21 protein-coding genes and 1 tRNA gene are annotated in these 23,808 nt (G+C 61.3%); 14 read left to right on the top strand and 8 right to left on the bottom strand.

From position 1 onward, the window contains the following. The first annotated feature begins 15 nt into the window (after positions 1-15). Positions 16-951, top strand: coding sequence for a tyrosine recombinase XerC (locus tag LDN70_RS12450; protein WP_502773743.1), 936 nt, complete (start codon positions 16-18; stop codon positions 949-951). Positions 952-1,187: 236 nt separating this feature from the next. Then, positions 1,188-1,691, top strand: a complete 504-nt coding sequence (locus LDN70_RS12445; RefSeq protein ID WP_018776197.1) for a DUF3145 domain-containing protein — start codon at positions 1,188-1,190, stop codon at positions 1,689-1,691. A gap of 99 nt (positions 1,692-1,790) precedes the next feature. On the opposite strand, the gene LDN70_RS12440 is transcribed toward LDN70_RS12445, so the two are convergent. From LDN70_RS12440 to aceE, 6 genes are all read right to left on the bottom strand, one after another. Further along, entirely contained in the window at positions 1,791-3,026 is a 1,236-nt protein-coding gene (locus tag LDN70_RS12440) for a beta-ketoacyl-[acyl-carrier-protein] synthase family protein (RefSeq protein WP_142938953.1), read from the bottom strand. Positions 3,027-3,158: 132 nt separating this feature from the next. Continuing rightward, positions 3,159-3,404 carry an acyl carrier protein gene (locus LDN70_RS12435; protein WP_011692310.1) on the bottom strand — a complete coding sequence of 82 codons (246 nt, stop codon included), beginning with the start codon at positions 3,402-3,404 and terminating at the stop codon, positions 3,159-3,161. Between the two features lie 121 nt (positions 3,405-3,525). After that, entirely contained in the window at positions 3,526-4,587 is a 1,062-nt protein-coding gene (locus LDN70_RS12430) for a beta-ketoacyl-ACP synthase III (RefSeq protein WP_142938954.1), read from the bottom strand. Then, positions 4,584-5,513: an ACP S-malonyltransferase gene (locus LDN70_RS12425; protein ID WP_223940451.1), complete on the bottom strand. Its 930-nt coding sequence runs from the start codon at positions 5,511-5,513 to the stop codon at positions 4,584-4,586. Before LDN70_RS12425 ends, LDN70_RS12430 begins: the two co-directional genes overlap by 4 nt. Positions 5,514-5,601: 88 nt before the next feature. Further along, a complete protein-coding gene (locus LDN70_RS12420) occupies positions 5,602-6,846 on the bottom strand; it encodes a PucR family transcriptional regulator (protein ID WP_142938956.1) in 1,245 nt (414 codons plus the stop codon). Between the two features lie 192 nt (positions 6,847-7,038). Next, complete coding sequence (aceE, locus tag LDN70_RS12415) at positions 7,039-9,831, bottom strand: pyruvate dehydrogenase (acetyl-transferring), homodimeric type (RefSeq protein ID WP_223940450.1); 2,793 nt, start codon at positions 9,829-9,831, stop codon at positions 7,039-7,041. Positions 9,832-10,212: 381 nt separating this feature from the next. Here aceE and LDN70_RS12410 point away from each other — a divergent pair, with 381 nt between their 5' ends. The 8 genes from LDN70_RS12410 to LDN70_RS12375 all read left to right on the top strand — a co-directional run bounded on the left by LDN70_RS12410 (position 10,213) and on the right by LDN70_RS12375 (position 17,393). Further along, positions 10,213-10,632: a DUF3052 domain-containing protein gene (locus LDN70_RS12410; protein ID WP_024817136.1), complete on the top strand. Its 420-nt coding sequence runs from the start codon at positions 10,213-10,215 to the stop codon at positions 10,630-10,632. Beyond that, on the top strand, positions 10,629-11,126 hold the full coding sequence (locus tag LDN70_RS12405; RefSeq protein WP_166840463.1) for a peroxiredoxin: 498 nt from the start codon (positions 10,629-10,631) through the stop codon (positions 11,124-11,126). The genes LDN70_RS12410 and LDN70_RS12405 overlap by 4 nt, the downstream gene beginning before the upstream one ends. A gap of 29 nt (positions 11,127-11,155) precedes the next feature. Further along, a complete protein-coding gene (locus tag LDN70_RS12400) occupies positions 11,156-12,085 on the top strand; it encodes an NAD-dependent protein deacetylase (RefSeq protein WP_502773818.1) in 930 nt (309 codons plus the stop codon). Positions 12,086-12,151: 66 nt separating this feature from the next. After that, positions 12,152-12,227: transfer RNA gene (locus LDN70_RS12395), tRNA-Val, on the top strand. 125 nt (positions 12,228-12,352) lie between these two features. Continuing rightward, positions 12,353-12,643 carry a hypothetical protein gene (locus LDN70_RS12390; protein ID WP_223940448.1) on the top strand — a complete coding sequence of 97 codons (291 nt, stop codon included), beginning with the start codon at positions 12,353-12,355 and terminating at the stop codon, positions 12,641-12,643. A gap of 221 nt (positions 12,644-12,864) precedes the next feature. After that, a complete protein-coding gene (locus LDN70_RS12385; RefSeq protein ID WP_142938961.1) occupies positions 12,865-13,659 on the top strand; it encodes an IclR family transcriptional regulator in 795 nt (264 codons plus the stop codon). A gap of 141 nt (positions 13,660-13,800) precedes the next feature. Next, positions 13,801-15,159, top strand: a complete 1,359-nt coding sequence (locus LDN70_RS12380; RefSeq protein WP_142938962.1) for an MFS transporter — start codon at positions 13,801-13,803, stop codon at positions 15,157-15,159. Between the two features lie 176 nt (positions 15,160-15,335). Further along, entirely contained in the window at positions 15,336-17,393 is a 2,058-nt protein-coding gene (locus LDN70_RS12375) for an acyltransferase family protein (protein ID WP_223940447.1), read from the top strand. Between the two features lie 5 nt (positions 17,394-17,398). Here the strand turns inward: LDN70_RS12375 and LDN70_RS12370 are convergent, their stop codons facing one another. Further along, a complete protein-coding gene (locus LDN70_RS12370; RefSeq protein ID WP_223940446.1) occupies positions 17,399-18,466 on the bottom strand; it encodes a D-2-hydroxyacid dehydrogenase in 1,068 nt (355 codons plus the stop codon). 68 nt (positions 18,467-18,534) lie between these two features. Between LDN70_RS12370 and LDN70_RS12365 the strand changes: the two genes are divergently transcribed. From LDN70_RS12365 to LDN70_RS12355, 3 genes are read left to right on the top strand one after another with little or no spacing between them, the layout of a single operon-like run. Beyond that, a complete protein-coding gene (locus LDN70_RS12365) occupies positions 18,535-19,446 on the top strand; it encodes an NAD(P)-dependent oxidoreductase (protein ID WP_223940445.1) in 912 nt (303 codons plus the stop codon). Positions 19,447-19,482: 36 nt separating this feature from the next. After that, the gene (locus tag LDN70_RS12360; protein WP_223942642.1) at positions 19,483-20,253 is read left to right on the top strand and encodes an SDR family oxidoreductase; all 771 of its coding nucleotides are present in this window, start codon (positions 19,483-19,485) and stop codon (positions 20,251-20,253) included. Beyond that, positions 20,253-21,302: an L-idonate 5-dehydrogenase gene (locus tag LDN70_RS12355; protein WP_223940444.1), complete on the top strand. Its 1,050-nt coding sequence runs from the start codon at positions 20,253-20,255 to the stop codon at positions 21,300-21,302. Before LDN70_RS12360 ends, LDN70_RS12355 begins: the two co-directional genes overlap by 1 nt. A gap of 3 nt (positions 21,303-21,305) precedes the next feature. Here the strand turns inward: LDN70_RS12355 and LDN70_RS12350 are convergent, their stop codons facing one another. After that, entirely contained in the window at positions 21,306-22,034 is a 729-nt protein-coding gene (locus LDN70_RS12350) for a FadR/GntR family transcriptional regulator (protein WP_142938967.1), read from the bottom strand. A gap of 233 nt (positions 22,035-22,267) precedes the next feature. Between LDN70_RS12350 and gnd the strand changes: the two genes are divergently transcribed. Next, positions 22,268-23,704, top strand: a complete 1,437-nt coding sequence (gene gnd, locus LDN70_RS12345) for an NADP-dependent phosphogluconate dehydrogenase (RefSeq protein ID WP_142938968.1) — start codon at positions 22,268-22,270, stop codon at positions 23,702-23,704. Positions 23,705-23,808: the final 104 nt, after the last annotated feature.

Raw genomic sequence — 23,808 nt, 5'->3', positions numbered from 1 at the left:
ACGAGGGCTGGCACAGTGGGAAGGGTGAACGGTCATTCATTGCCAGCTCCCCTTCAAAATGCAGTCGACGGCTTTCGGCGCTACCTGGAGGGCGAACGTGCTAGGTCTGCGCACACAGTCCGTGCCTACCTTTCCGATGTTGAGAGTCTCCTTGGCTTTGCGGTCCAGGAGGGGGTCCGAGAACTCGGGCAACTGGAGTTAGGCTCCCTGCGGCGCTGGCTTGGCACGCAGAGCGAGGCCGGCATATCACGAGCCACATTGGCGCGCCGGGCCGCAACCGCCAGGTCGTTCACCGGCTGGGCCCTCCGGGAAGAACTCATCGCGACGGACCCCGCAGTCCGTCTGCAGGCACCCAAGCGGGAGAAGTCCCTGCCGGGTGTCCTTCAGCAGCAGCAGGTCTCCCGGATGGTGAATGACCTGAATACTGCTGCCGCCGATGGTGGTCCAATGGCATTGCGCAACAGGGCAATGGTGGAGCTCTTGTATGCCACTGGTGTCCGTGTGGGTGAATTGACCGGGCTGGACATCGACGATCTTGATTCCGATCGACGCACGCTGCGTGTGCTAGGTAAGGGCAACAAGGAGCGTACTGTTCCTTTCGGTGTTCCGGCAGCTGTGGCGGTGGATGACTGGCTGAGGCGGGGCAGGCCGGCTGTAGTGACTTCCACGAGCGGGCCAGCCTTGTTCCTGGGATTGCGTGGCAAGCGTGTTGATCCGCGCCAAATCCGAGCTGTGGTGAGTGAGCTGCTGCAGGCATTGGGTGACACCTCTGCCACTGGGCCGCACGCGCTCAGGCACAGCGCGGCCACCCACCTGCTGGACGGGGGAGCGGACTTGCGCGCTGTTCAGGAAATACTCGGTCACAGCAGCCTGGCAACCACGCAGATTTACACCCATGTTTCGGTGGACCGCCTCCGGAAGAGCTACCAGCAAGCGCACCCAAGGGCCTGAGTATCCCCCGCACGTGCGATACTGGCGGAAACGGGCAGGGTACGGCAAAATGAAAGCACCACGGGGAAACCTTCAATTCACGGTTGAGGGTTAAATCTGTGCCAATATCGTCTTTAATACCAAGAAAACTAAATAGCCTGTCAGGGGCCGCATGATTTACATGGCATCCGGCAGCAACAGCAAACATCCAGGCAGAGGTCGTTGGGGAAGACGTACCTACAGCTATGGAGGATGGAATGTCTGTTGCAACAACCCGCGGTGTCTTGTTCGTGCACTCGGCCCCAACGGCACTTTGCCCGCACGTTGAGTGGGCCATTGGATCGGTCGTGGATAAGCGAACCGATCTTGAGTGGACCCCTCAACCTGCCGCGCCGGGAATGTTCCGGGCGGAGTTGTCGTGGACCGGCGCTCCGGGTACGGGGGCCCAATTGGCGTCCGCTCTTAGAGGCTGGGCACACCTGCGCTACGAGGTGACTGAAGAACCCAGCCAGGGGGTAGACGGTGCACGTTGGTCCCACACACCCGAGCTAGGTATCTTCCACGCCGTCACTGATGTTCATGGCAACATCATGGTGACGGAGGACCGCATCCGCTACGCCTACGAGTCCGGCGCAGGAGACCCCTCCGCCGTTTACCATGAGCTTTCCCTGGCGCTGGGCGAAGCGTGGGATGAGGAATTGGAACCCTTCCGTCACGCAGCTGAGGGTGCGCCCGTGCGCTGGTTGCACCAGGTCGGATAACAAAACCGATTTAAGCGCTTCCCCATAGCAAAAGGAAGGGCCCCACCTGCTGGTGGGGCCCTTCTTTTGTCTCATTGGGACGGCTGCGTAATTCCTCGCTCAGACGTTCCGGACAGCGATGACGGCGTTGTGTCCGCCGAAGCCGAAGGAGTTACTCAAGGCCACGATGTCGCCGGCGGGAAGATCGCGAACGGACGTCACGACGTCGAGGGGGATCTCGGGATCCTGGTTCTCGAGGTTGATAGTTACCGGTGCCTTGCGCTCGTAGACGGCTAGTACGGTCAGGACAGCCTCAACGGCCCCTGAAGCACCCAGGAGGTGACCCATTTGCGACTTGGTAGCGGAGACCGCCACGTTGTCTACATGCGTGCCCAGGGCGGCGCGTAGGGCCGTGTACTCAGGCTTGTCGCCAACGGGAGTTGAGGTGGCGTGTGCGTTGACGTGCACCACGTCCTCCGCTTGGATCCGGCCATCGAACATGGCCGCCTTCAGGGCACGGGTTGCGCCCAGGCCCTCCGGGTCCGGTGCCGTGATGTGGTAGGCATCGGCAGTGACGGACGTCCCAGCGAGTTCGGCATAAATGCGCGCCCCTCGTGCGATCGCGTGTTCCTCGGCCTCGAGGACCAAGGCGCCGGCGCCTTCGCCCATGACAAAGCCGTCACGGTCGATGTCGTATGGACGGGAGGCACGTTCCGGCTCGTCGTTGCGACGCGACAAGGCCTGCATGGAGGAGAACGCAGCCAAGGGCATCGGGTGGATGGCAGCTTCAGCACCACCACACACCACAACGTCTGCTTTGCCGGAGCGGATCAGGTCCAATCCGAGGTGGAGGGCCTCGGTGCCGGATGCGCAGGCCGAAACGGGAGTGTGCGCGCCAGCGCGGGCACCGAGGTCGAGGCTGACAGCGGCTGCCACGCCATTGGGCATGAGCATGGGAACAGTCATGGGCAGGACCCTGCGGGGGCCTTTGTCCCTGAGCGTGTCCCACGCATCCAGCAGCGTCCAGACACCGCCGATGCCGGTGGCGAATGCTACGGCGAGCCGGTCGTGGTCGATTTCTTCGATCCCGGAGTCAGACCATGCCTCACGCGCTGCGATGACACCAAACTGCGTGGAGGGGTCCATGCGCTTGGCCTCAACGCGGCTCAGGACCTCGAGTGCCGGCGTCGAGCACCGTGCAGCAAAGTGGACGGGGAGGTCGTACTTGGTCACCCACTCGTCGCCAAGCGTGCGGGCGCCGGAGACCCCTTTCAGCGCGTTCTGCCACATTGTGGGTACGTCGCCGCCGATGGGAGTGGTGGCCCCCAGACCGGTTATGACTACTTTGCGTGCCATGCGATCACTCTCTGTCGGATAGCCGTCCCGCATGCGCGGTTCACAGGGGGAGGCAAGAAAATCTATGGGTGTTACTGCGGCTGTGCCGGGCGCAAGGATAGGGATCCCGGCCCGGCACAGCTGGTGACAGGACTAGGCCTGTGCGTTGGCGATGAAGCTGACGGCATCGCCGACGGTCTTGAGGTTCTTGACCTCTTCGTCCGGGATACGTACGCCGAACTTCTCTTCAGCGTTCACGACGATGGTCATCATGGAGATGGAGTCGATGTCCAGGTCCTCGGTGAAGGACTTGTCCAGCTCCACGGCTTCGGTGGCGAGGCCGGTTTCTTCGTTGACGATTTCAGCCAGGCCGGCCAGGATCTCTTCGTTGCTAGCCATTGTTGGCTCCTTTTCTTGTTGGACCGGCTACTGCCGGAAAGGGGGCAAACCGCGGGTTGCGGCTTGGGTTTGTAAGTCGTATTCAGTTGGGCTGTTGCCAGGTGACCGGGAGGAGGCCCGGCTACGGCAGAACCACTACCTGGGCGCCGAAGACCAGTCCGGCGCCGAACCCGATCTGCAGTGCCAGGCCGCCGCTCAGCTCAGGGTTTTCCTGGAGCAAGCGGTGTGTTGCCAACGGGATGGATGCCGCGGACGTGTTGCCCGCTTGGGCGATGTCGCGGCCGATGACAACAGATTCGGGAAGCTTGAGCTTCTTGACCATCTCGTCAATGATGCGCATGTTCGCCTGGTGGGGAACGAAGGCAGCGAGGTCGCTGGCTTCGATGCCGGCGGCGTCCAGAGCCTGCTGCGCTACCTTGGCCATTTCCCAGACGGCCCAGCGGAACACGGTCTGACCGTCCTGCCGCAGGGTGGGCCAAACATCCTGGGTTGCCGAAAGAATGGCGGGGTCGTCAGTTTCATCGGAGTGCCGCGCGGATTCGCCCAGCTTTTTGACGTCCTCCAGGGAGTGGGTCATGCCGATGGCGTCCCACTTGCTTCCATCGGAGCCCCAGACCGAGGGGCCGATGCCGGGAGTCTCAGATGGGCCAACCACAACGGCACCTGCGCCGTCGCCGAGCAGGAAGGATATGGTGCGCTCGTGGTTATCGATGACATCGGAGAGCTTCTCCGCACCGACAACCAGGACGTACTGGGCTGCACCTGAACGTACCAGGGCATCGGCCTGGGCCACTCCGTAGCAGTACCCTGCACAGGCGGCCGAAATGTCGAAGGCCGGTGCCGGCGTCGCGCCCAAACGGTCGGTGAGTGCAGCGGCGGCCGACGGAGTGGCGTAAGGGTGTGTCACGGTGGACACGATCACGGCGCCCAGTTGGGAGGCTTCGATTCCGGCTTGCTTGAGCGCTTCGCGTGCAGCGCCTTCTGCCATGTCGATGACGCTGACGTCAGCAGCAGCGCGGTGGCGGGTGATGATTCCGGTGCGCTGGCGGATCCATTCATCCGAGGAGTCGATCCACTGGCAGACGTCGTCGTTGGTGACGATGACATCCGGGCGGTATGCACCGATGCCCAGGATGCGGGCATTCTCGTTGACAACAGCCTTGTTCAATACGGGAGTGCTCATGCCTGTCCCTCCAGTTCTGCGAAGAGCGCGAGAGCCGCGGACAGGTCATCCGGGGTTTTCACGGCAACAGTCTTGACGCCAGGCATGCCGCGCTTTGCGAGCCCTGCGAGTGTGCCGGCCGGTGCCAGTTCAATGACGCCGGTGACGCTGCGCTCAACCAGCGTTTCCATGCACAGATCCCAGCGGACCGGCCGTGAGACCTGCGCAATCAGGCTTTCCACGGCTGCAGGACCTGCTGTAACTTCCTTGCCGTCGAAGTTGGACAACAGCGGAACAGCCGGGTTCTGCGGCGACAAGGACGGCTTGAGGGCTTCGAGGGCGCTGACCGCCGGTGCCATGTGGGAAGTGTGGAAGGCGCCGGCAACCTTCAGCGGGATGACGCGGGCCTTCGCCGGTGGGTTGTCCGCCAAAGCCTTGAGCTGTTCGAACGTCCCCGCGGCAACTGTTTGTCCGGCCCCGTTGACGTTGGCCGGAGTGGCGCCCGCGGCTTCAATAGCTGCCAGGACCTCCGCGGGGTCTCCGCCCACAACTGCACTCATGCCCGTGGGCGTCACGGCAGCTGCTGCGGCCATGCTGTTTGCGCGTTCCCGAACGAAGGTCATTGCCTCGGACTCGGTGAGCACACCGGCAAGGGCTGACGCCGTGATTTCGCCGACGGAGTGCCCGGCGAGGATGACGGGAAGTGTGCTGAGTTCGACATCGAACAAGGACTTGGCAGCCACCAGGCCGGCAGCGACGATCAGGGGCTGCGCTACGGCAGTGTCCTTGATGGTCTCTTCATCCGACGTGGTTCCGTGGGCCTTGAGGTCAATGCCTGCGATTTCGCTTAGTGCGGCCAATTGGCCTTCGACGGAGGGGAGTTCCAGCCAAGGGGCCAAAAATCCGGGGGTCTGGGAGCCCTGTCCAGGGCAGACGATTGCAAGCACGTATCCAGCTTTCCAAATTGGCGCGTGATCCACTGGTGTTTTGGTACACCAAGCTCACTGGGTCAGTTTGTAGGAAGTCTACAACGGTTCAGTTCTGTGAACGTGACGCGTGACGTTCGGGAGCAGCTTTTGGTTGGGCTGAAAGACGGCCAACCACCAGCGCCGTTTGCAGCACAAACGCCTCCCGCGGGAGGAGAGGATCCCACCCTGTTACGTCGCAGACGCGCTTCAAACGGTAGCGCACAGTGTTGGCATGGACGAACAGTTCACGCGCAGTGGCTTCCAGTGAGTGCCCCAATTCCAAGTACGTTCCCAAGGTCTCAACGAGGCCATTGGAGGCGGCCAGCAGAGGCCTGTAAATGTTTTTGATCAGTGATCTGCGGGCGGCGTCGTCACCGGATACAACGCGCTCCGGAAGGAGATCGTCGGCAGCTACGGGCCGTGGTGCGGAAGGCCACGCACGGGCCGCAGTGAGCCCTGCGAACGCCGCCTGGGCTGAACCGCTCGCCTCCAGCAAGGAACCTGCTTCCGGTCCGTAGACCACGGCGCCGGGGGCAAAAAGCTCACTGAGCTTGACGTAGGCGGTGTCGCGGTCCTGCAGGCCGCCAAGGATGAGAATGAGCCGATCACCCTGGATTCCTACGAGTGCGTCCTCGGCGAAGCGGCCGGCAGTGCGGCGGAGTTCGCTAACGTAACTTGCGCTTGGTTCCGAGGGCGAATTTCCCACCATTACGGTGAATCGCTCCTGAGCTTTCCAGCCAAGGGCGGCGATTCGGGACCTCAGGGCATCAGTGTTTTCGCCCCGCAGAATAGCGTCAACGATCAGCGCCTCAAGGCGTGTATCCCATGAACCTCGGGATTCGGCAGCCCGTGCATACACATCGGCGGCCGCGAAGGCCACCTCCCGTGAATAGCGCAGGACGGCTTCGCGGAGTGAGGGCTGGTCCGATTCCGGCGCAATGACAGGTACCTGGTCCTCCACGACTTCCACAACGATGCGGATCAGTTGCAGGGCCTTTTGCAGGCTGATGGAGCGGGTCAGCTCAGTAGGGGCGTTGCCAAAGACGTCGGTGAGAATCCACGACGGTGAACTGGGCCTCTCGTACCACGTCACAAAGGCGGCAATGCCGTTCTGGGCCACCAGTCCCAAGGCCGAGCGTTCGTCGGAGCTCAGACGGCCGTACCATGGCAATGATTTCTCCAGTTGGCGCATGGTGCTGGTGGACAATTGGCCCACATTGGCGCGGAGTTGCCGCAGGGTTTCGGCCTTTTCGGGTGACAATGCCTGGGGCGCTGCCTTGCGCTTGGTAGTGGTTTTGCTCGGCTCTGCCATGGAACGAGCATACGGCCCATCCCGGACAAGCTCCATTTGTGCGAAGGCTACAACTCTTGTTGTTGCTGGTCACGTCGTTGCCGGCACGCCCAGCCCGGTTAAAACCCGACGGCGGCCCTCACCTTTCGGTGAAGGCCGCCGTCGCGGTTAGTGCTGGCGTAGCTGGTGACTGCAGGAGTTACCCGCTATCAGTTAAGCGTCGCCGCCTGCTCCGCCGGTGGTGCCGGCGTTCACGTCCAGGAGCCGGTACTTCTCGATCGCCTTTTCCAGCGCACCTGCTTCAACTTCTCCCTTGGCGGCGAGGAGCTGGAGGGTTTTGGCGACGATGGAGTGGGTGTCGTTTTTGAAGTAGCGGCGTGCGGCTTGGCGGGTGTCGGAGAAGCCGAAGCCGTCTGCTCCGAGGGAGGCGAAGTCGTTGGGGATGAATTGGCGGATTTGGTCGGGGACGGCTTTCATGTAGTCGGACACGGCGATGACGGGTCCGGTGGTGTCTTTGAGTTGTTCGGTGATGAACGGGGTGCGGGCGGGTTGGCCGGGGTTGAGGAAGGCGTGTTCTTCGGCGGCGAGTCCGTCGCGGCGGAGTTCGTTCCAGGAGGTCACGGACCAGACTTCGGCGGCGACTCCCCAGTCTTCGTTCAGGATCCGGGCTGCTTCGATGGCCCAGGGCACGGACACGCCGGAGGCGAGGATGTTCGCGGTGGGCCGGTTTGAGTCGCCTTGCGGGGCTTCTGCGAGGCGGTAGATGCCTTTGAGGAGTCCGTTGATGTCGAGGTTTTCGGGTTCCGCGGGTTGGGTGATGGGTTCGTTGTAGACGGTGAGGTAGTACATCACGTTGCGGTCTTCACCGGTTCCGTCAGTACTGTCGGGTCCGTACATTTCTTCGAGGCCGTGGCGGATGATGTGGCCGATTTCGTAGCCGTAGGCGGGGTCGTAGGTTTTCACGGCGGGGTTGGTGGAGGCCAGGACGGGGGAGTGTCCGTCGGCGTGTTGGAGTCCTTCGCCGGTGAGGGTGGTTCGTCCTGCGGTGGCGCCGATGATGAAGCCGCGGGTCATTTGGTCTGCTGCGGCCCAGAAGGAATCTCCGGTGCGTTGGAAGCCGAACATGGAGTAGAACACGTAGATCGGGACCAGGGGTTCGCCGTGGGTGGCGTAGGAGGTCCCGGCGGCGGTGAACGCTGCCACGGCGCCGGCTTCGTTGATGCCGGGGTGGATCAGTTGTCCGGCGGGTGATTCTTTGTAGGCCAGGACGAGGTCGCGGTCCACGGAGAGGTAGTTCTGGCCTTTGGGGTTGTAGATTTTCGCGGTCGGGAAGAACGCGTCCATCCCGAAGGTCCGGGATTCGTCCGGGACCACGGGCACGAACCGGGCACCGAAGTTCTTATCCCGCATGAGGTCCTTCAACAACCGGACGAAGGCCATGGTGGTGGCGGCTTGTTGTTTCCCGGATCCGCGTTTGGCCACTTCGTAGGACTTGGCCTCGGGCAGGGTCACGGGGGTGTGTTGGCGGCGGCGTTCGGGGACGAACCCGCCGAGCTCTGCCCGGCGGTCCATCAGGTATTTGATTTCGGGGGCGTCCATGCCGGGGTGGTAGTACGGGGGACGGTAGAGGTCAGCGTCGAGTTGGTCATCGCTGATGGGGATGCGGAGGTGGTCACGGAAGGCTTTGAGGTCTTCCATGGTCAGTTTCTTCATCTGGTGGGTCGCGTTGCGGCCCTCGAAGTGCGGGCCCAGGCCGTAGCCCTTGACCGTTTTGGCCAGGATCACGGTGGGTTTGCCCTTGAACTCGGTGGCTGCCTTGTACGCGGCGTAGACCTTGCGGTAGTCGTGACCGCCGCGTTTGAGGCCCCAGATCTGCTCGTCGTCCAGGTCCGCGACCATGTCTTTGGTCTGCGGGGATTTGCCGAAGAAGTGTTCCCGGACGAAACCGCCGGACTCGGCCTTGTAGGTTTGGTAGTCACCATCGGGGGTTTCGTTCATGATTTTCACCAACGCCCCGTCCTTGTCCGCTTCCAGGAGGGAATCCCACTCACGGCCCCAGACGACCTTGATCACGTTCCAGCCCGCACCGCGGAAGAACGCTTCGAGTTCCTGCATGATCTTGCCGTTACCGCGGACCGGTCCGTCCAGGCGCTGGAGGTTGCAGTTGATCACGAAGTTCAGGTTGTCCAGGTTCTCGTTCGCGGCGAGCTGGAGCAGGCCACGGGACTCGGGCTCGTCCATTTCCCCGTCCCCCAGGAACGCCCAGACCTGCTGATCCGAGGTGTCTTTAATGCCACGGTTCTGCAAATACCGGTTGGACTGGGCCTGGTAGATCGCGTTCATCGGGCCGATACCCATGGACACGGTCGGGAATTCCCAGAAATCCGGCATCAGGCGCGGGTGCGGGTACGAGGACAGGGCGTGGCCTTCTTTGGACTTTTCCTGACGGAACCCGTCCAAGTCCTCTTCCGTGAGGCGGCCTTCCATGAACGCCCGGGCGTACATGCCCGGCGAGGCGTGACCCTGGAAAAACACCTGATCCCCGCCCGAGGGGTGGTCCTTGCCGCGGAAGAAGTGGTTGAACCCCACCTCATACAGGGTCGCAGCACCGGCATAAGTGGAAATGTGCCCGCCCACACCAATATCGGAACGCTGCGCACGATGGACCATCACCGCAGCGTTCCAGCGCATATAAGCCCGGTACCGGCGCTCGAACTCCTCGTTCCCCGGGAACTGTGCTTCCTGGTCCACCGGGATCGTGTTCACATAATCAGTGGTCGTCACCATCGGCACACCCACCGACCTCGCACCAGCACGCTGCAACAACGAACGCATAATGTACTGGGCACGCTCGGTACCCTGCTCCGCGATCAACGCATCAAGGGACTCAATCCACTCCGCGGTCTCTTCCGGATCACGATCAGGCAGCTGGGCAGTCAACCCGCTGAGGATGTGTGAGGTCTCTTCTCCTGCAGCCACGTCCAACCTTCCTTTAGGCGCATGCATCGGCGCCTCAAGTCCGGCAGGGTATCTGCCCGTCGTGAACGCGTCGTGTGCGACATCTCTGTTTCAACAGCCCGGTCGGATGCGCCGGGCAGGTCTTGTGAGCGCGTGGCTGCCTTTGGGAACTTCCCGGGGCGGTCGCCCTGCAGCCGTAGCACTCATGGCCACTCTAGCTTTCGCGGCGTCGCGATGCGTAGCCGCGGGACCTGAGGAGCGTTGTATGTCACAGTCCGGGCCCCTCCGTGACGCAAAGCACGCGATCTTCGAGGACCCAAAACACCGTGTGGAATGCGGAATATGGCCGCTGGCTGGGACAATGGCTTGAAGCACACGCCCAAAGGGTGTTGGCTGTTAGTAATGGAAGTCACTGCAAAAGGAGGAAACGTGAGCGAGGCCGACGCCGCCACATCGGTAAATGTGGCGGAAAGAATGGGTTTCAAAGATGGGGATCTGATTCAGGAACGCGGCTACGACGACGACGTCGATTTCGACTTGCGTGAGGACATCGAAGATGTCACTGGCTCCGAGTTGTTGGATGAAGATGATCATGATGTCGTGGATGCTGTTGTTTTCTGGTGGCGTGACGGCGACGGTGACCTTGTTGATGCCCTCATGGACTCTCTCACCAACCTGAAGGAAGGCGGAGTTGTTTGGGTGCTGACGCCAAAGTCAGGCCGTGACAACTACGTATCTCCGGCAGACATCCAGGATGCCGCACCCACCTCCGGGTTGCACCTGACTACATCGGCAGGGGTTTCAAAGGACTGGAGCGCCACGCGTTTGGTGCCCAAGAAGAACAAGTGACCGAAGTCCAACAGGTAGCTGCCTCCATGCTCGCTCCCCAAGTAGGGCAGCTCGCACCGGATTTTGAACTGCTGAACCAGTACGGTGAGCCTGTGCGCTTGACCGACTTTCAAGGCCGCAACGTTGTTGTCGTGTTCTTTCCTTTTGCCTTCTCCGGGATTTGCACGGGGGAACTTTGTGAGATTCGCGACAACATCGCTGCCTTCAAGGATTCGAACGCCACGGTATTGGCCATTTCCGTTGACAGTAAGTTCGCCCAGCGGGCCTACGCTGAGCACGAGCAGTTCGGCTTTGATCTCTTGGCAGACTTTTGGCCACACGGGGCGGTAGCAAGAAACTACGGTGTCTTCGACGAAGCGAGTGGCATGGCGTTGAGGGGGACGTTCATCATCGACGCTTCGGGACTCGTCCAATATGTGGTTATCAACCCTCGCGGCCAGGCAAGGGACTTTGCCGAGTACCGTCGGGCGTTGTCGGCGTTGGCAGGGCAGTAGTCGTGAGCCGTCACAGCCCCGGGGTGGGTATGACTGGATTTGCCAGCATGGCCCCTGCGCCGGCCGCGCAACTGAGCCCCAAGGAACTGGAAGAACTGAGGGCTGCCTTGGATCTCCTTGGGGGGAAGCGCTTGGCTGTTCTCACGGGGGCCGGGTTGAGTACCGATTCCGGAATTCCTGATTACCGAGGACCGGGTTCTGCGCCTCGGAACCCCATGACCTACCAGGAGTTCATAGGAAGTGAGCCGAATCGTCGCCGTTATTGGGCGCGGAACCACCTTGGGTGGTCCCATCTCAGGCACGCCGATCCTAATGCCGGGCATGTGGCCGTCGCCCTTCTGGAGCGGCGAGGTTTGCTGACAGGTCTTATCACCCAAAACGTTGACAGGTTGCACGAGGACGCCGGAAGCCTCAACGTGGTGGACCTGCATGGGCGCTTTGACCAGGTCATTTGCCTGGATAACGGGCACACCTTCAGCAGGCGCTTGATCGCAGCAATCCTTGAAGAAATCAATCCCGGTTTCCTGGAAGCCGCGTTGGAATCCGGAGTGGTGGAAATGGCTCCGGATGCCGATGCCACGGTGGAGGATTCTGAGCTCATCACCTCGTTCGTTATGGCTGTGTGCCCCATCTGCGGCGGGACGTTGAAGCCGGACTTTGTGTACTTCGGAGAGAACGTCCCCAAGGACCGTGTGGCCCGCGCTTACGGGATGGTGGATGATGCGGAGGCACTCCTCGTGGCGGGGTCGTCACTGACGGTTCAGAGTGGACTGCGGTTCGTGCGGCACGCTGCTAAAGCGAAAAAGCCAGTGGTTATCATCAACCGCGGAACTACCCGTGGGGATGACTTTGCACAGCTGAAACTGGAGCTGGGTGTGAGCGGCGCTTTGGACTACCTGGCACGCACTTTGCCGGATCTTCCCCGGGCTCATGAGCCGATTGGTGTTTCCGGCGGTTGATCATGTAGAGTCATTGTTCGTTGGTCGAAGCGCGGAGGAAGTTGCGAAGCGCGGAAACAGCACATTGGGTCTTTAGCTCAGCTGGTAGAGCGCCACGTTTACACCGTGGATGTCATCGGTTCGATCCCGGTAGGACCCACCAAGGAAAACCCCGCTGTTCGAGTCATAAGGCTTGGGCGGCGGGGTTTTTTGTGCCTCCGAATCCCGGCTCGGATCGATAGCTTCCGCAAACCTTAAATGTCAGAGCCACCCCCTACGGTTCTTTGCATGGAGCAGGTATACATCCCCACAGTTGAGCAAGGTGCCCCGGCAGTAATAGTGCGGGGAGGTAGGGAGTGGCCCATGGTTGTGGAACCTGTCCGCTGGTTTGAGCGGGTTGCCTGGTGGGAGGATGCCCGGCGGATGCCGCGGGGGCAGGGGCGGGTAGATGTTGAAGTCTGGCAGGTTCAGATTCGCTTGGGAGACAACCCGGAGTCTGGCATCGTCACCTGGGAATTGGTGCGGGACGGTTCCGGTGGCAGCTGGTCCGTACGGGGTGAGGAACTCGCTGCTGCGTAGAACTGGTCGGGGAAATGGATGAGCTCTCCACCACGACTATTGGGGGATGCCGCGGTGGAGAGCTCGAAGATGAATATACAGAGAACTTTTGGGTTTGAAAAGTATGGCCCATGACCAGGGGTTAGGGCGGTCGGGTTGCAGCCCTTCTCGCGGTCCTCATTCCACTATGATGAGTACTGTTCAGCAGAATGGACACCGAATTGCGATGTTGAAGGAGAATCATGGCCGATTCCCGCTCCTCCCGTTCCGAAGGGCTGGGCGCCTCATCGCCGGCGCCCGCCGTCACTCGTGCCGCTGCGGTGCTGGAGGCGCTTGCGGAGTCGCCTGCAGGCCGCTTGACGCTCAGCGACCTCTCGCGTGAACTCGGCATCCCCAAGTCTTCTACCTCCAATTTGCTGTTGGCGCTCGAAGAGGCCCGCCTCATCACCAGGCAGGGCGCGGATTTTGCCTTGGGTAGAAAGCTCGTTGAACTCGGTGCTGCTTATCTCAGTCGACTCGACGAGGTCCAGGAGTTCTATAAATACTGTGAGCAGGCCCCTACGCTCTCCGGGGAGACCGTGAGGATTGCGATGCTCGACGGTGATCACGTCATCTACCTGGCCCGGTACGAGGGTCACCCGGCCGTTAGGTTAACGTCCAATATCGGCGACAAGATGCCTGTATCGCTCTGCAGCGTAGGTAAGGCGCTCATTGCGCAGCTGCACGATCACGATATCGACTCCATGTTCCCTGATGGCATGGCGCTCCCCACCATGACTGCCAACTCCCTCAAGACTGCTGAGGAGCTCAAGGCGCAGATTTCCGCTATCCGTAAGCAGGGGTACGCGTTCGAAGACGAAGAGTCCACCGTGGGGGTGGTGTGCCTGGCCGTTCCTGTCCCCACTCATGGAGCCCATGGTCCCAGCCTCGGTCTGTCCGTGACAGCACTGAAGGCTACGTATTCGGACGAGCAAGGCGCGCTCATGGTCAAGGAACTCAAGGAGTTGGCACGGTCATTGGGCAACCCCATGGGCTAGTCTGACCGGCCGAATTAATAAATCTGATTACAACCTTGGCAGCGCGTTCAACAAGCTGTACGCTGTTCATCATAGTGATCTTGGCGGTGATGCCATCACTATCTCACTGGGCCAACGGGGGCCCGGGGTGATTTTGAGGGAGTGCTTGTGATAACTCGTGCAAATGAAAAGCTCGCAGCCGAGGCTGACGACGCCGTAGTTGAGCCGGAACAGCTCCGCAGGGCTACACTGGCCAGCTCTGTGGGATCGGCGCTGGAGTACTACGACTTCTACATTTACGGCTTGGCGTCGGCGCTGATCTTTGGTCCACTGTTCTTTTCGCCGCTGGGCCCCGATGGCGCACTGATTGCTTCCTTCGCAACCTACGGCGTTGGCTTCGCCGCACGGCCGTTTGGTGGTTTGATCTTCGGCTACATCGGGGACAGGTTTGGCAGGAAAATGGTGCTGATCCTGACCATCGCGTTGATGGGGACGGCGAGCTTTGCCATCGGCCTGCTCCCTACGTTCGAGCAGGCCGGAATGCTCGGCGCTGTTCTGCTGGTGACGCTGCGAATCGTTCAGGGACTGGGAGCCGGGGCGGAGCAGGCCGGCGCAACAACTTTGATCTCGGAAGTGGCTCCGCGTCGCCGTCGTGGGTTCTTCGCTTCGCTGCCGTTCGTCGGCATCCAGTTAGGCACGCTCCTCGGTGCCGGAACTTTTGCTCTTATTGCGATGGCGGATAAGTCCGTCCTGCAGGGCTGGTTGTGGCGAGTGCCCTTCCTTGCCAGCTTCATCCTGATCGCAGTAGCCATCTTCATCCGCCTCAAGCTCAAGGAAACCCCGGCCTTCCAGGAGCTGGAGAAGCACAAGAACGTGGTCAAGAATCCGATTGGCGCGCTCTGGAAGCACTCAAAGAAGAATGTCCTGCTGGGCATTGGTCTTCGCATGGGAGAGAACGGCAACTCATCGATCTACTCCGCACTGCTGGTGTCATTCATGAGCATGCCGGCAGGTGTTTTTGCAGGCAACAACTCGATTGGTCCTATTGGGTTGTTGATTGCGGCCGGGTTCGCCGCCGTTCTGGTGGTCACGTTCGGCGCGCTATCCGATAGGTTTGGTCGAGTGCCTGTCTACCGCTATGGAGCTCTCTTCCAGGCGATCATCGCGGTTCCCGCCTTCTATCTGGTCACTCTCGGAAACGTCACTCTGGTCTGGGTAGTCATGGCGGTGGGCATTGCAATCGGTGTCCAGTCGATGCTCGGCCCACAGTGCCCTCTGCTCCCCGAACTCTTCGGATCGCAATACCGTTTCACCGGCGTGGCCATGAGCCGCGAAATTTCAGCGGTTCTGGCTGGTGGCTTGGCGCCGCTGCTTGGCGCGCTCATGTTGGCTGCTACAAACCACTCATGGCTGGTCCTGGCCATCTACTCGCTGGTCCTGGCTCTTATCTCCTTCGTGACCACGTTCTTCACGCCTGAAACTGCAGGCAGGGACCTCGTCAGCACGGAAGACGCTAAGTAGTTCCCCAACGAACAACCGGGCGCAGGAATACCTGAAAACCAACAGAAACAGCGCGGCACCTTCCTTGTGGAGGGTGCCGCGCTGCTTTGTCTTGGACACAAAAACGCGTCCGAGGAGTGTGATGGCAAAACCCCGGTGGCAGTGCAGAATTGGTGCAGCGAATGAGGAGCGTGTCCATGACGGCTACCAAGGGCCTCACATCACCGGAAAGTCCTGGTCAGGTCCGGGCGGGCGGACGGGGTACAAAGTTTAGGCCTGAGATTCAGGGCCTTCGATCTTTGGCCGTGCTCATGGTCGTCACCTACCACATCTGGTTTGGCCGGGTTTCCGGTGGGGTGGATGTCTTCCTGCTGATTTCGGCGTTCCTCATGACCCTGCAATTCGTGAGCCGTTTCGAGGATGCCCGGCCGGTATCACTGGTGCGGCACTGGTTGCACCTGTTCTGGCGACTGCTGCCCGCCGTCGTGGTGGTGCTGCTTGGCACGTTGGCGGCCACGTATGTGGTCATTCCCCGCACGCGATGGATTGAGATAGTCAACCAAGGCTGGGCGTCCCTCTTCTACGTTCAAAATTGGCTGCTTCAGCGCCAGGTGGTCAACTACTACGCAGCAGACCACAGCGTGGCAAGCCCTTTTCAGCACTTCTGGTCCCTGTCCATTCAGGGGCAAGTGTTCATCCTGTGGCCTGCCATTTTTGTTGCTACGGCTTGGGCGTGCCGCCGGTTCAGCTTGCGGTATCGGGCCGTGCTGCTAGGAGTGTTCGGACTGATTTTTGTAGTTTCGCTGGCCTATTCGGTCTATTTCACGGCCGCCCATCAGGAACTTGCATATTTCGATACGTTTGCCCGGCTGTGGGAGTTTGCGTTGGGAACCCTGGTGGCGCTGTTGCTTCCCTATCTTCGGCCCGGCCGCGGGCTGAGGGGCGTGCTGGGGTGGGTGGGCATAGCCGCCATGCTGAGCTGTGGTGCTGTCCTGCAGGTACAGACCGCGTTTCCGGGTTTCGTGGCGCTGTGGCCGACCCTCGCGGCCGTGGCTGTCATCGTCGCGGGGCAATCTGGAAGCCGCTTCGGAGTTGACAGGATCCTGTCGTCCAAGCTGCTGGTGGGGCTGGGCTCCACCTCATATGCCCTTTACCTGTGGCATTGGCCGCTGTTGGTGATCACCTTGGTGTGGATCGGCCAAGACCACGCAGATGCGATCACCGGCACCTTGATTGTGGGTGCGTCCTTGGTGTTGGCGTTTCTCACCACCAGGTTTGTAGAGCAGCCCCTGCGTGCATGGAGGTGGCCGGAAGCAAGGAAACGTCGTCTGGCTGTGGCTGTGCTGGTTTGCCTGGCAGTGGCTGCAGCCCCGATGGCGCAGTTTGGATTCCAGCAACAGGCGGAGAAGAACCTTATTGCCAAGCAAAGTGATGATGACAACCCCGGAGCGCGGGCCTTGCTACCTGGCTACGTTGACCGGGTTGGCGACGGCGCACGGACACTGCCCACCCCTGAGCAGCTTCCGGAAGATTGGGGAAAGCTCGATGGCCCGTGTACCGGTGAGCTCCGCCCCACGGATCCGGTGCTTTTTGCAGAGTGCCAGCAGAACGACGTCGGCGCTGACGCAGAGAAGACCGTCTTTGTGGTGGGTCAGTCCCATTCGCTGCAATGGCTCGGAGCGATCGGTCCGCTGGCCAAGGAGAACCGCTGGCGTGTCCAGGCAGTCACCTTCGGTGCCTGCCCTTTCATGACTGAATCCGATGAGGTAGGGGACGAATGCAATGCGTTCAACAGGAACGTCAGGGAACACATCCGTATCCATCGGCCCGATGCTGTCTTCCTGGTAGGAACAGCGGCAGTTCCCGACTCACCTGACGAGGACCTCACGTGGGGGCTCGACGAGTTGGTGGGTGAAATTACTGATCAGGGCGTGGAAGTCATCGCCATGCGGGACAACCCGCGTTTCTCCTTTAGCCCCAGCGAATGTGCCATGGCCTCCGGAGTGGATGATCCGCGGTGCCGCCCTGCCCTGTCTTCGGTGCTCGCCGAGACCAATCCTTTGGATCAGTTGGAAGGGACTTTCACGGGATTGTCCATCCTGGACATGACGGACCTGATCTGTGACGGCACGGCCTGTCCAGGCATTGTGGGCAACGTTTATGTTTACCTCGACGACAACCACCTCTCGAGCACTTATGTCAGGACCATGACCGACACGTTGTCCGAGAGGTGGCTTGACGCCACGGGCTGGTAGCAGGCCTAGTAGAAGTGAACCGGATCCACCACGTGCGGGAGTTCTCCACCGTCCAGGAATGAACGCAGGTTGCTGCAGAAGCGTTCCGCGATGAGCCGGTTTTCGGCAGCACTCAATGCAGAAGTGTGCGGGGACACCAGGACCTTGGGGTGGTTCCATAAGGGGCTGTCCTGGGGGAGCGGTTCCACCGCGAAAACGTCCAGGCAGGCGTATGAAAGCTGGCCGTTGTTCAGCGCCTCCAGCAAGGCGTCTTCATCCACCACGGTTCCGCGGCCCACGTTCACAAACACGGTGCCCGGTTTCATGGCGGAGAAAATGTCACTGTTGAAAAGATTCTCCGTGTACGGCGTGCCGGGAAGTGTATTGATCACGGCATCGGCATCAGCCACCAGGCGGGGAAGACCATCATTGTTGGTGACCTCCTCGATTCCCTCGATGGATTCCACAGTGCGCTTGGTTCCGCTGACTTTCATGCCCAGCGCCCGCACGATTCGGGCAGTTTCCATGCCAATTTCACCGAGGCCGGCGATAACCACTTTCGAGCCGTTGGCCAGTTTGGTGGGTGTTCTCAGCTCTGGCCAAACCTTGGCGGCTTGATCCTGCGCCATTTCGGCGCTGCGCTTGAAGCCGTTGAGGATGCCGAAGGCTGAAAACTCTGCCAGCGGCAGCGCGTGGACACCTGCGGACGTGGTCACGCGGAACTTCTGCAGGGTTTCGGTGTCGAGCCCTGAAGCCTTGACCGCGCCACCGGCTCCTGCCGCCATGGCGTGAATCCACTGCAAGTGCGGGTTGCTCGCAGCGATGCGCGCTAATCCGGCTGGACTTTCATTGGGGAAGCCGTACAGGACCTGTGCCCGGTTGAGCATGTCCCAGTAACGTTCCTCCTGCTCGGGTGTGCGCGTGAATTCCGGATCGCCGGCGTGATCGGCCGGGAAGCGTTCCGGCGGCAGGAGCTCGGGTTCGTAGAGAACTGTTATGGAAGGATCTACGGCGCGGATCAGCTCTACATGCTCGGCTTCGAGGGGTACAGCGATGGCGATGGTAAGTTCATCAGTCGTCATAGTGTTCATCATACTGAATGACGGCTAGGATATTGAACAGAATTTCTATAGATGACCAAAAAGAAGTGAGGTTACCCACCATGACAAGCAAACGCGTAGGCTTCGTAGGCTTAGGTCTCATGGGAGCCCCCATGGCATCAAACATCGCCATTGCCGGTTGGGACGTCACTGCCTGGAATCGCTCCGGGGCCGCCTTTGAAGGCCTCTCCGGCGTGCGGCGCGCAGCAGCCGTGGCGGAGCTGCGGGACGAAGACACCATCATCTTTATGCTCCCCGATCTGCCCTTCATCGAGGAAGCCGCCGCGGACCTTCTCGAATCATGGCGGAACAAGGCACCCCGGCCGGGTACCGCCGTCGTCGTCATGAGCAGCGTTTCCCCCACCGCGGTCCAACTGTTTGGCGACACCGTTCACGAGGCATCCGGCGGTAACGCCGCGGTGGTGGACGCGCCGGTCAGCGGCGGTACCGCCGGGGCGCACAGCGGAAGCCTTGCCATCATGGTGGGCGGCACCCAAAGCCAGTTCGAAGCGCTCAAGCCGCTTCTGGAAACCATGGGGACCACGGTCCGGCGCATGGGGCCGCTGGGTTCGGGGTCGCTCGCCAAAGCCTGCAACCAACTCATCGTAGGGACAACGACGGCGGCCCTCGCCGAAGCGGCTGAACTCGCGGAACGCTCCGGTATGGACGTGCGGGCACTCTTTGAGGTCCTTTCCGGAGGGCTGGCCGGAAGCCGGGTGCTGGAGAACGTTGGCCCACGCCTGGCCGCCAAGGACTATGCGCCCACCGGGCCGGCAAAGTTCATGCACAAGGACCTCGGCTTCGTGCTCACCAGCGCACAAGCCGTTGGTTCCGCGGTCCCCATGGCATCGGCAGCAATCGACCTTTACGCCGAACTCAAACGCCAAGGACTCGGTGATCAAGACCTCGCCGTTGTCCGTCAGGCCATCGCAAACCTCAGCCTTTCACCAGCCGCGACGTCGAACAGCAACTGAACCGGCGCAACACCAGAAGGAATGAAGAACAAAACTATGAATGGACTTTTTGATCTGACCGGGCGGGTTGCCTTGGTCACTGGTTCAAGCCGCGGTATCGGCAATGCCCTGGCCAGGGGCCTTGCCGATGCCGGCGCGACGGTGGTGCTCAATGGCATCAGCACTGAACGCCTGGAGAAAGCCCACCAGGCCATGGCCGCTGACTATCCGGTGGAAAGGGTCCATAGCCGGGCTTTCGATGTCACCGACGCAACGGACGCTGCTGAGGGTGTGGCTTGGATTGAACAGAACGTGGGGCCTTTGGACATCCTGGTTAACAACGCCGGAATTCAGCACCGTGTCCCCATGCTGGAGCTCGACGTCAAGGACTGGGACCGTGTCATCACCACGGACCTCACCAGCGCCTTCCTGGTAGGCCGGGAAGCGGCACGGCATATGATCTCCCGGGGACACGGCAAGATCATCAACATCTGCTCGGTCCAAACGGACCTGGCGCGCCCCACCATCGCCCCCTATGTGGCTGCCAAGGGCGGACTCCGCAACCTCACCCGCGCCATGACGGCAGAATGGGCCGCCTCCGGTTTGCAGATCAACGGAATCGCGCCGGGGTACATCCACACGGAAATGACCCAAAACCTGGTGGACGATGCTGACTTCAATTCCTGGATCCTTGGCCGGACCCCGGCCAATCGCTGGGGCACTACGGCAGACCTTGCCGGGCCCACCGTATGGCTCGCCTCCCAGGCCTCGAACTTCGTGAACGGCCAGACGATCTTCGTCGACGGTGGAATGACGGTGGTGGTCTGATGAGCATTATTCTCCCGGCCTCAGGCCCCGCCGTGGTTGCCCATGGCAAGGGCGACCTGAGGATTGAAGACATCCCCTTGGCAGTGCCGGCTACGGATGAAGCGATCGTGGAGATTGCCTACGGCGGGATCTGCGGATCGGACCTTCACTACTGGCTGCACGGAGCAGCAGGGGAGTCCATCCTCAAAGAGCCCATGGTCCTTGGACACGAAATCGTGGGCGTAGTGGTCCAGCAGGCAGCCGACGGTACCGGCCCCGCCGAGGGAACCCCCGTGGCCGTCCACCCGGCAACCCCGGCACCCGGCGATGTCAGATACCCCCAGGAGCGGCCCAACCTCTCCCCGGGCTGCACCTACCTTGGCAGTGCTGCCCGGTACCCCCACACAGACGGCGCGTTCAGCCGCTACGCCACCCTTCCCTCAAGGATGCTGCGCCCGCTGCCGGAGAACCTGGACCTGAGGACGGCCGCACTGGTTGAGCCCGCCAGCGTCGCTTGGCATGCCGTAGGCCGCGCGGGAGACGTCAGGGGAAAGACAGCCCTGGTGATTGGCAGCGGTCCGATCGGTGCACTCGCCGTTGCCGTCCTGAAGCGTGCCGGCGCGGCCCGGATTGTCGCCGTCGACATGCATGACAAGCCCCTGGAAATCGCCCTTGCCGTTGGCGCCGATGAGATCCTGAAAGGCGACAACACCGAGGCCATCGCGGCAGTGGACGCCGACGTGGTGATTGAATCCTCTGGAAGCCATTTTGGCCTTGCCTCGGCCATCAAGGGCACTACTCGCGGCGGCAAGGTGGTGATGGTGGGACTCCTGCCGTCCGGACCCCAGCCGGTGTTCATCTCCCTCGCCATCACCCGCGAGCTGGAACTCCTTGGCTCGTTCCGCTTCAACGACGAGATCGATGAGGTCATTGCTGCACTGGCCGATGGTTCGCTGTTCGTCGACCCCGTGGTAACCCACGAGTTCGGCCTTGCCCAGGGCCTGGAGGCTTTTGAGGTGGCGAAGAACTCCGCTGAATCCGGAAAAGTGCTGCTGAACTTTCAGGGATAAAGACTAGTTCCTGGCGACGGGGACGAACACGCGGGGCTGGTCATTCCAACTGGGTGCCAGCTCCGCAATGGTCTGCTTCATGATTTTTGCTGCGGCTTCGCGCGCAACGGACCCGTCGCCCGCATCAATCGCGTGGGCGACGTCCATGTGCCACTGAAGCGCTTGCTTCTGGGGATGTTCCGGCATAAGTCCGTGCACAGTTCTACCTGTGAGGGTCTCCGTGACCTGGCCAATCAGGTTGGCGAACATTTCGTTGCCGGAGCCGGAGAGGACCAACGCGTGGAACCTGATGTCGAGGTCAAGGAACCGGGCCATGTCACCGGCATCGCCGGCTTCCTTCATGGCAAGGGAGATGCCCACCAGCTCCTTCCGAAGACTTTCCGGGGCGTTCCCGGCGGCCAGTTCCGCTGCTACAGGTTCGACGGCGGAACGCAGCTCAGCGAGCGACCTCAACTGGGCGCCGCGCCCTTCGCCGGCCAGCCGCCAACGAATCACCAGAGGATCGAAAGGGTTCCAACGATGTGCCGGCAAGACCCTGATGCCTACTCGCTTGATGGTCTCCACAAGTCCCAGCGACTGCAGCACACGGACGGCTTCACGGACCACTGAACGCGAAACTTTGAGTTCGTCTTCCAAGTGCTCGGCCAGCATGACATGGCCCGTGGGCAGGGCGCCGCCGACGATTTTGGTGCCCAAGTGCTCTACGGCGCGGTGGTGGAGGCTGGTTGACATAGTGGTAAGCATAGTGGCGCGGCGACCTCAGGTGCGCAGAGGAATCCGGGGCGGCATCATAGACTGTTTATGACGCGGCACCGTTCCAAAACGTGGGCGCCGCTTTCCCGCACCTGGCTTAAATACGTATGGTTTATTACAGCCCCTGGTTTTGAAATCGCTTCCCGCGTGCCCCATTGGGTATCGGGCGACTGTTTGTACACGAACTTGTACAAGAACGAAATGGAGTTTTGATGTCAGCACACATCGGTGTCACCGGCCTTGCGGTGATGGGCGCCAACCTGGCCCGCAACCTTGCCCGCAACGGCTTCACCGTGGCTCTCCACAACCGCTCCGTGGAAAAGACTGACGCCCTGCTGGAAAAGCACGGCACGGACGGCGACTTCATCCGCACGGAAACACTGCAGGAACTCGTCGACTCCCTTGAAAAGCCCCGCCGCGTCCTCATCATGGTCAAGGCAGGCGCTCCCGTTGACAACGTGATCGAGCAGCTCGAGCCGTTGCTTGAAGCCGGGGACATCATCATCGATGCCGGTAACTCGCACTACGAGGACACCCGCCGCCGCGAAGCTGCCCTGGCCAAGAAGGATCTGCACTTTGTCGGCGTCGGTGTCTCCGGTGGCGAAGAAGGCGCCCTGAACGGCCCGTCCATCATGCCCGGCGGCTCCAAGGAGTCCTACGACGCCCTCGGACCCCTGCTGGAGAAAATCTCCGCCAAGGTGGACGGCGAACCGTGCTGTGCATGGATCGGCACCGACGGCGCCGGCCACTTCGTCAAGATGGTCCACAATGGCATCGAGTACGCCGACATGCAGGTTATCGGTGAAGCATTCGACCTCCTCCGCTCCGGTGCAGGCATTGAGCCCGCCGAGCAGTCCAAGATCTTCGCTGAGTGGAACAAGGGCGATCTGTCCTCCTTCCTGATCGAAATCTCCGCAGAGGTCCTGGGCCACGTTGATGCCAAGACCGGCAAGCCGTTTGTTGACGTCGTGGTGGATGCCGCAGGTCAGAAGGGCACCGGACGCTGGACGGTCATCTCCGCTCTGGAACTGGGTTCCCCGGTCTCCGGCATCGCTGAGTCCGTTTTCGCCCGCGCACTGTCCTCCCAGACAGAGCAGCGCAAGCTCGGCCAGGAACTGCTCGCCGGTGAAGAAGCTTCCGTGGAAATCCCCGAAACCTTCGTCGAGGACGTCCGCCAGGCTCTCTACGCCTCCAAGCTGGTCTCCTACGCCCAGGGCCTGGACATGCTGACCTCCGCCGCCAAGGAGTACGGCTGGGACCTCAAGCTGGACGAGATCGCTTCCCTGTGGCGCGCCGGCTGCATCATCCGCGCAGAACTGCTCAAGGACATCACCAAGGCCTACGCTGCCGATGAGAAGCCCGCCAACCTGCTGTTTGCGCCGGCCTTCACCAAGGCCATCGCTGAAGCGCTTCCGGCTTGGCGCCGGGTTGTAGCCACGGCTGTCCAGCTGGGCATCCCCGTTCCGGTGTTCTCGTCCTCCCTGGCGTACTACGACGGCCTGCGCCGCAAGCGCGTTGCCGCCGCCCTGATCCAGGGCCAGCGCGACCTCTTCGGTGCACACACCTACGGTCGTGTGGACACCGAGGGTACGTTCCACACCCTCTGGGGCGAAGACAAGTCCGAGATCTCGGCCGTCGACACCCACTAGCAACACCCTTCCCGCAAGGCCGGTTCCTCCCAGTTACTCTGGGATGGACCGGCCTTTGCCGTAGTGAATTGTTTTCCGTTCCTTACCGAACTCAAGGAGACCAG

The sequence above is a fragment of the Arthrobacter sp. StoSoilB22 genome (genome assembly GCF_019977315.1).
In the GTDB taxonomy this organism is placed as follows: domain Bacteria; phylum Actinomycetota; class Actinomycetes; order Actinomycetales; family Micrococcaceae; genus Arthrobacter.
Note: the sequence above shows the minus strand (reverse complement) of the source record. Positions and strands in the feature narration are given on the sequence as shown.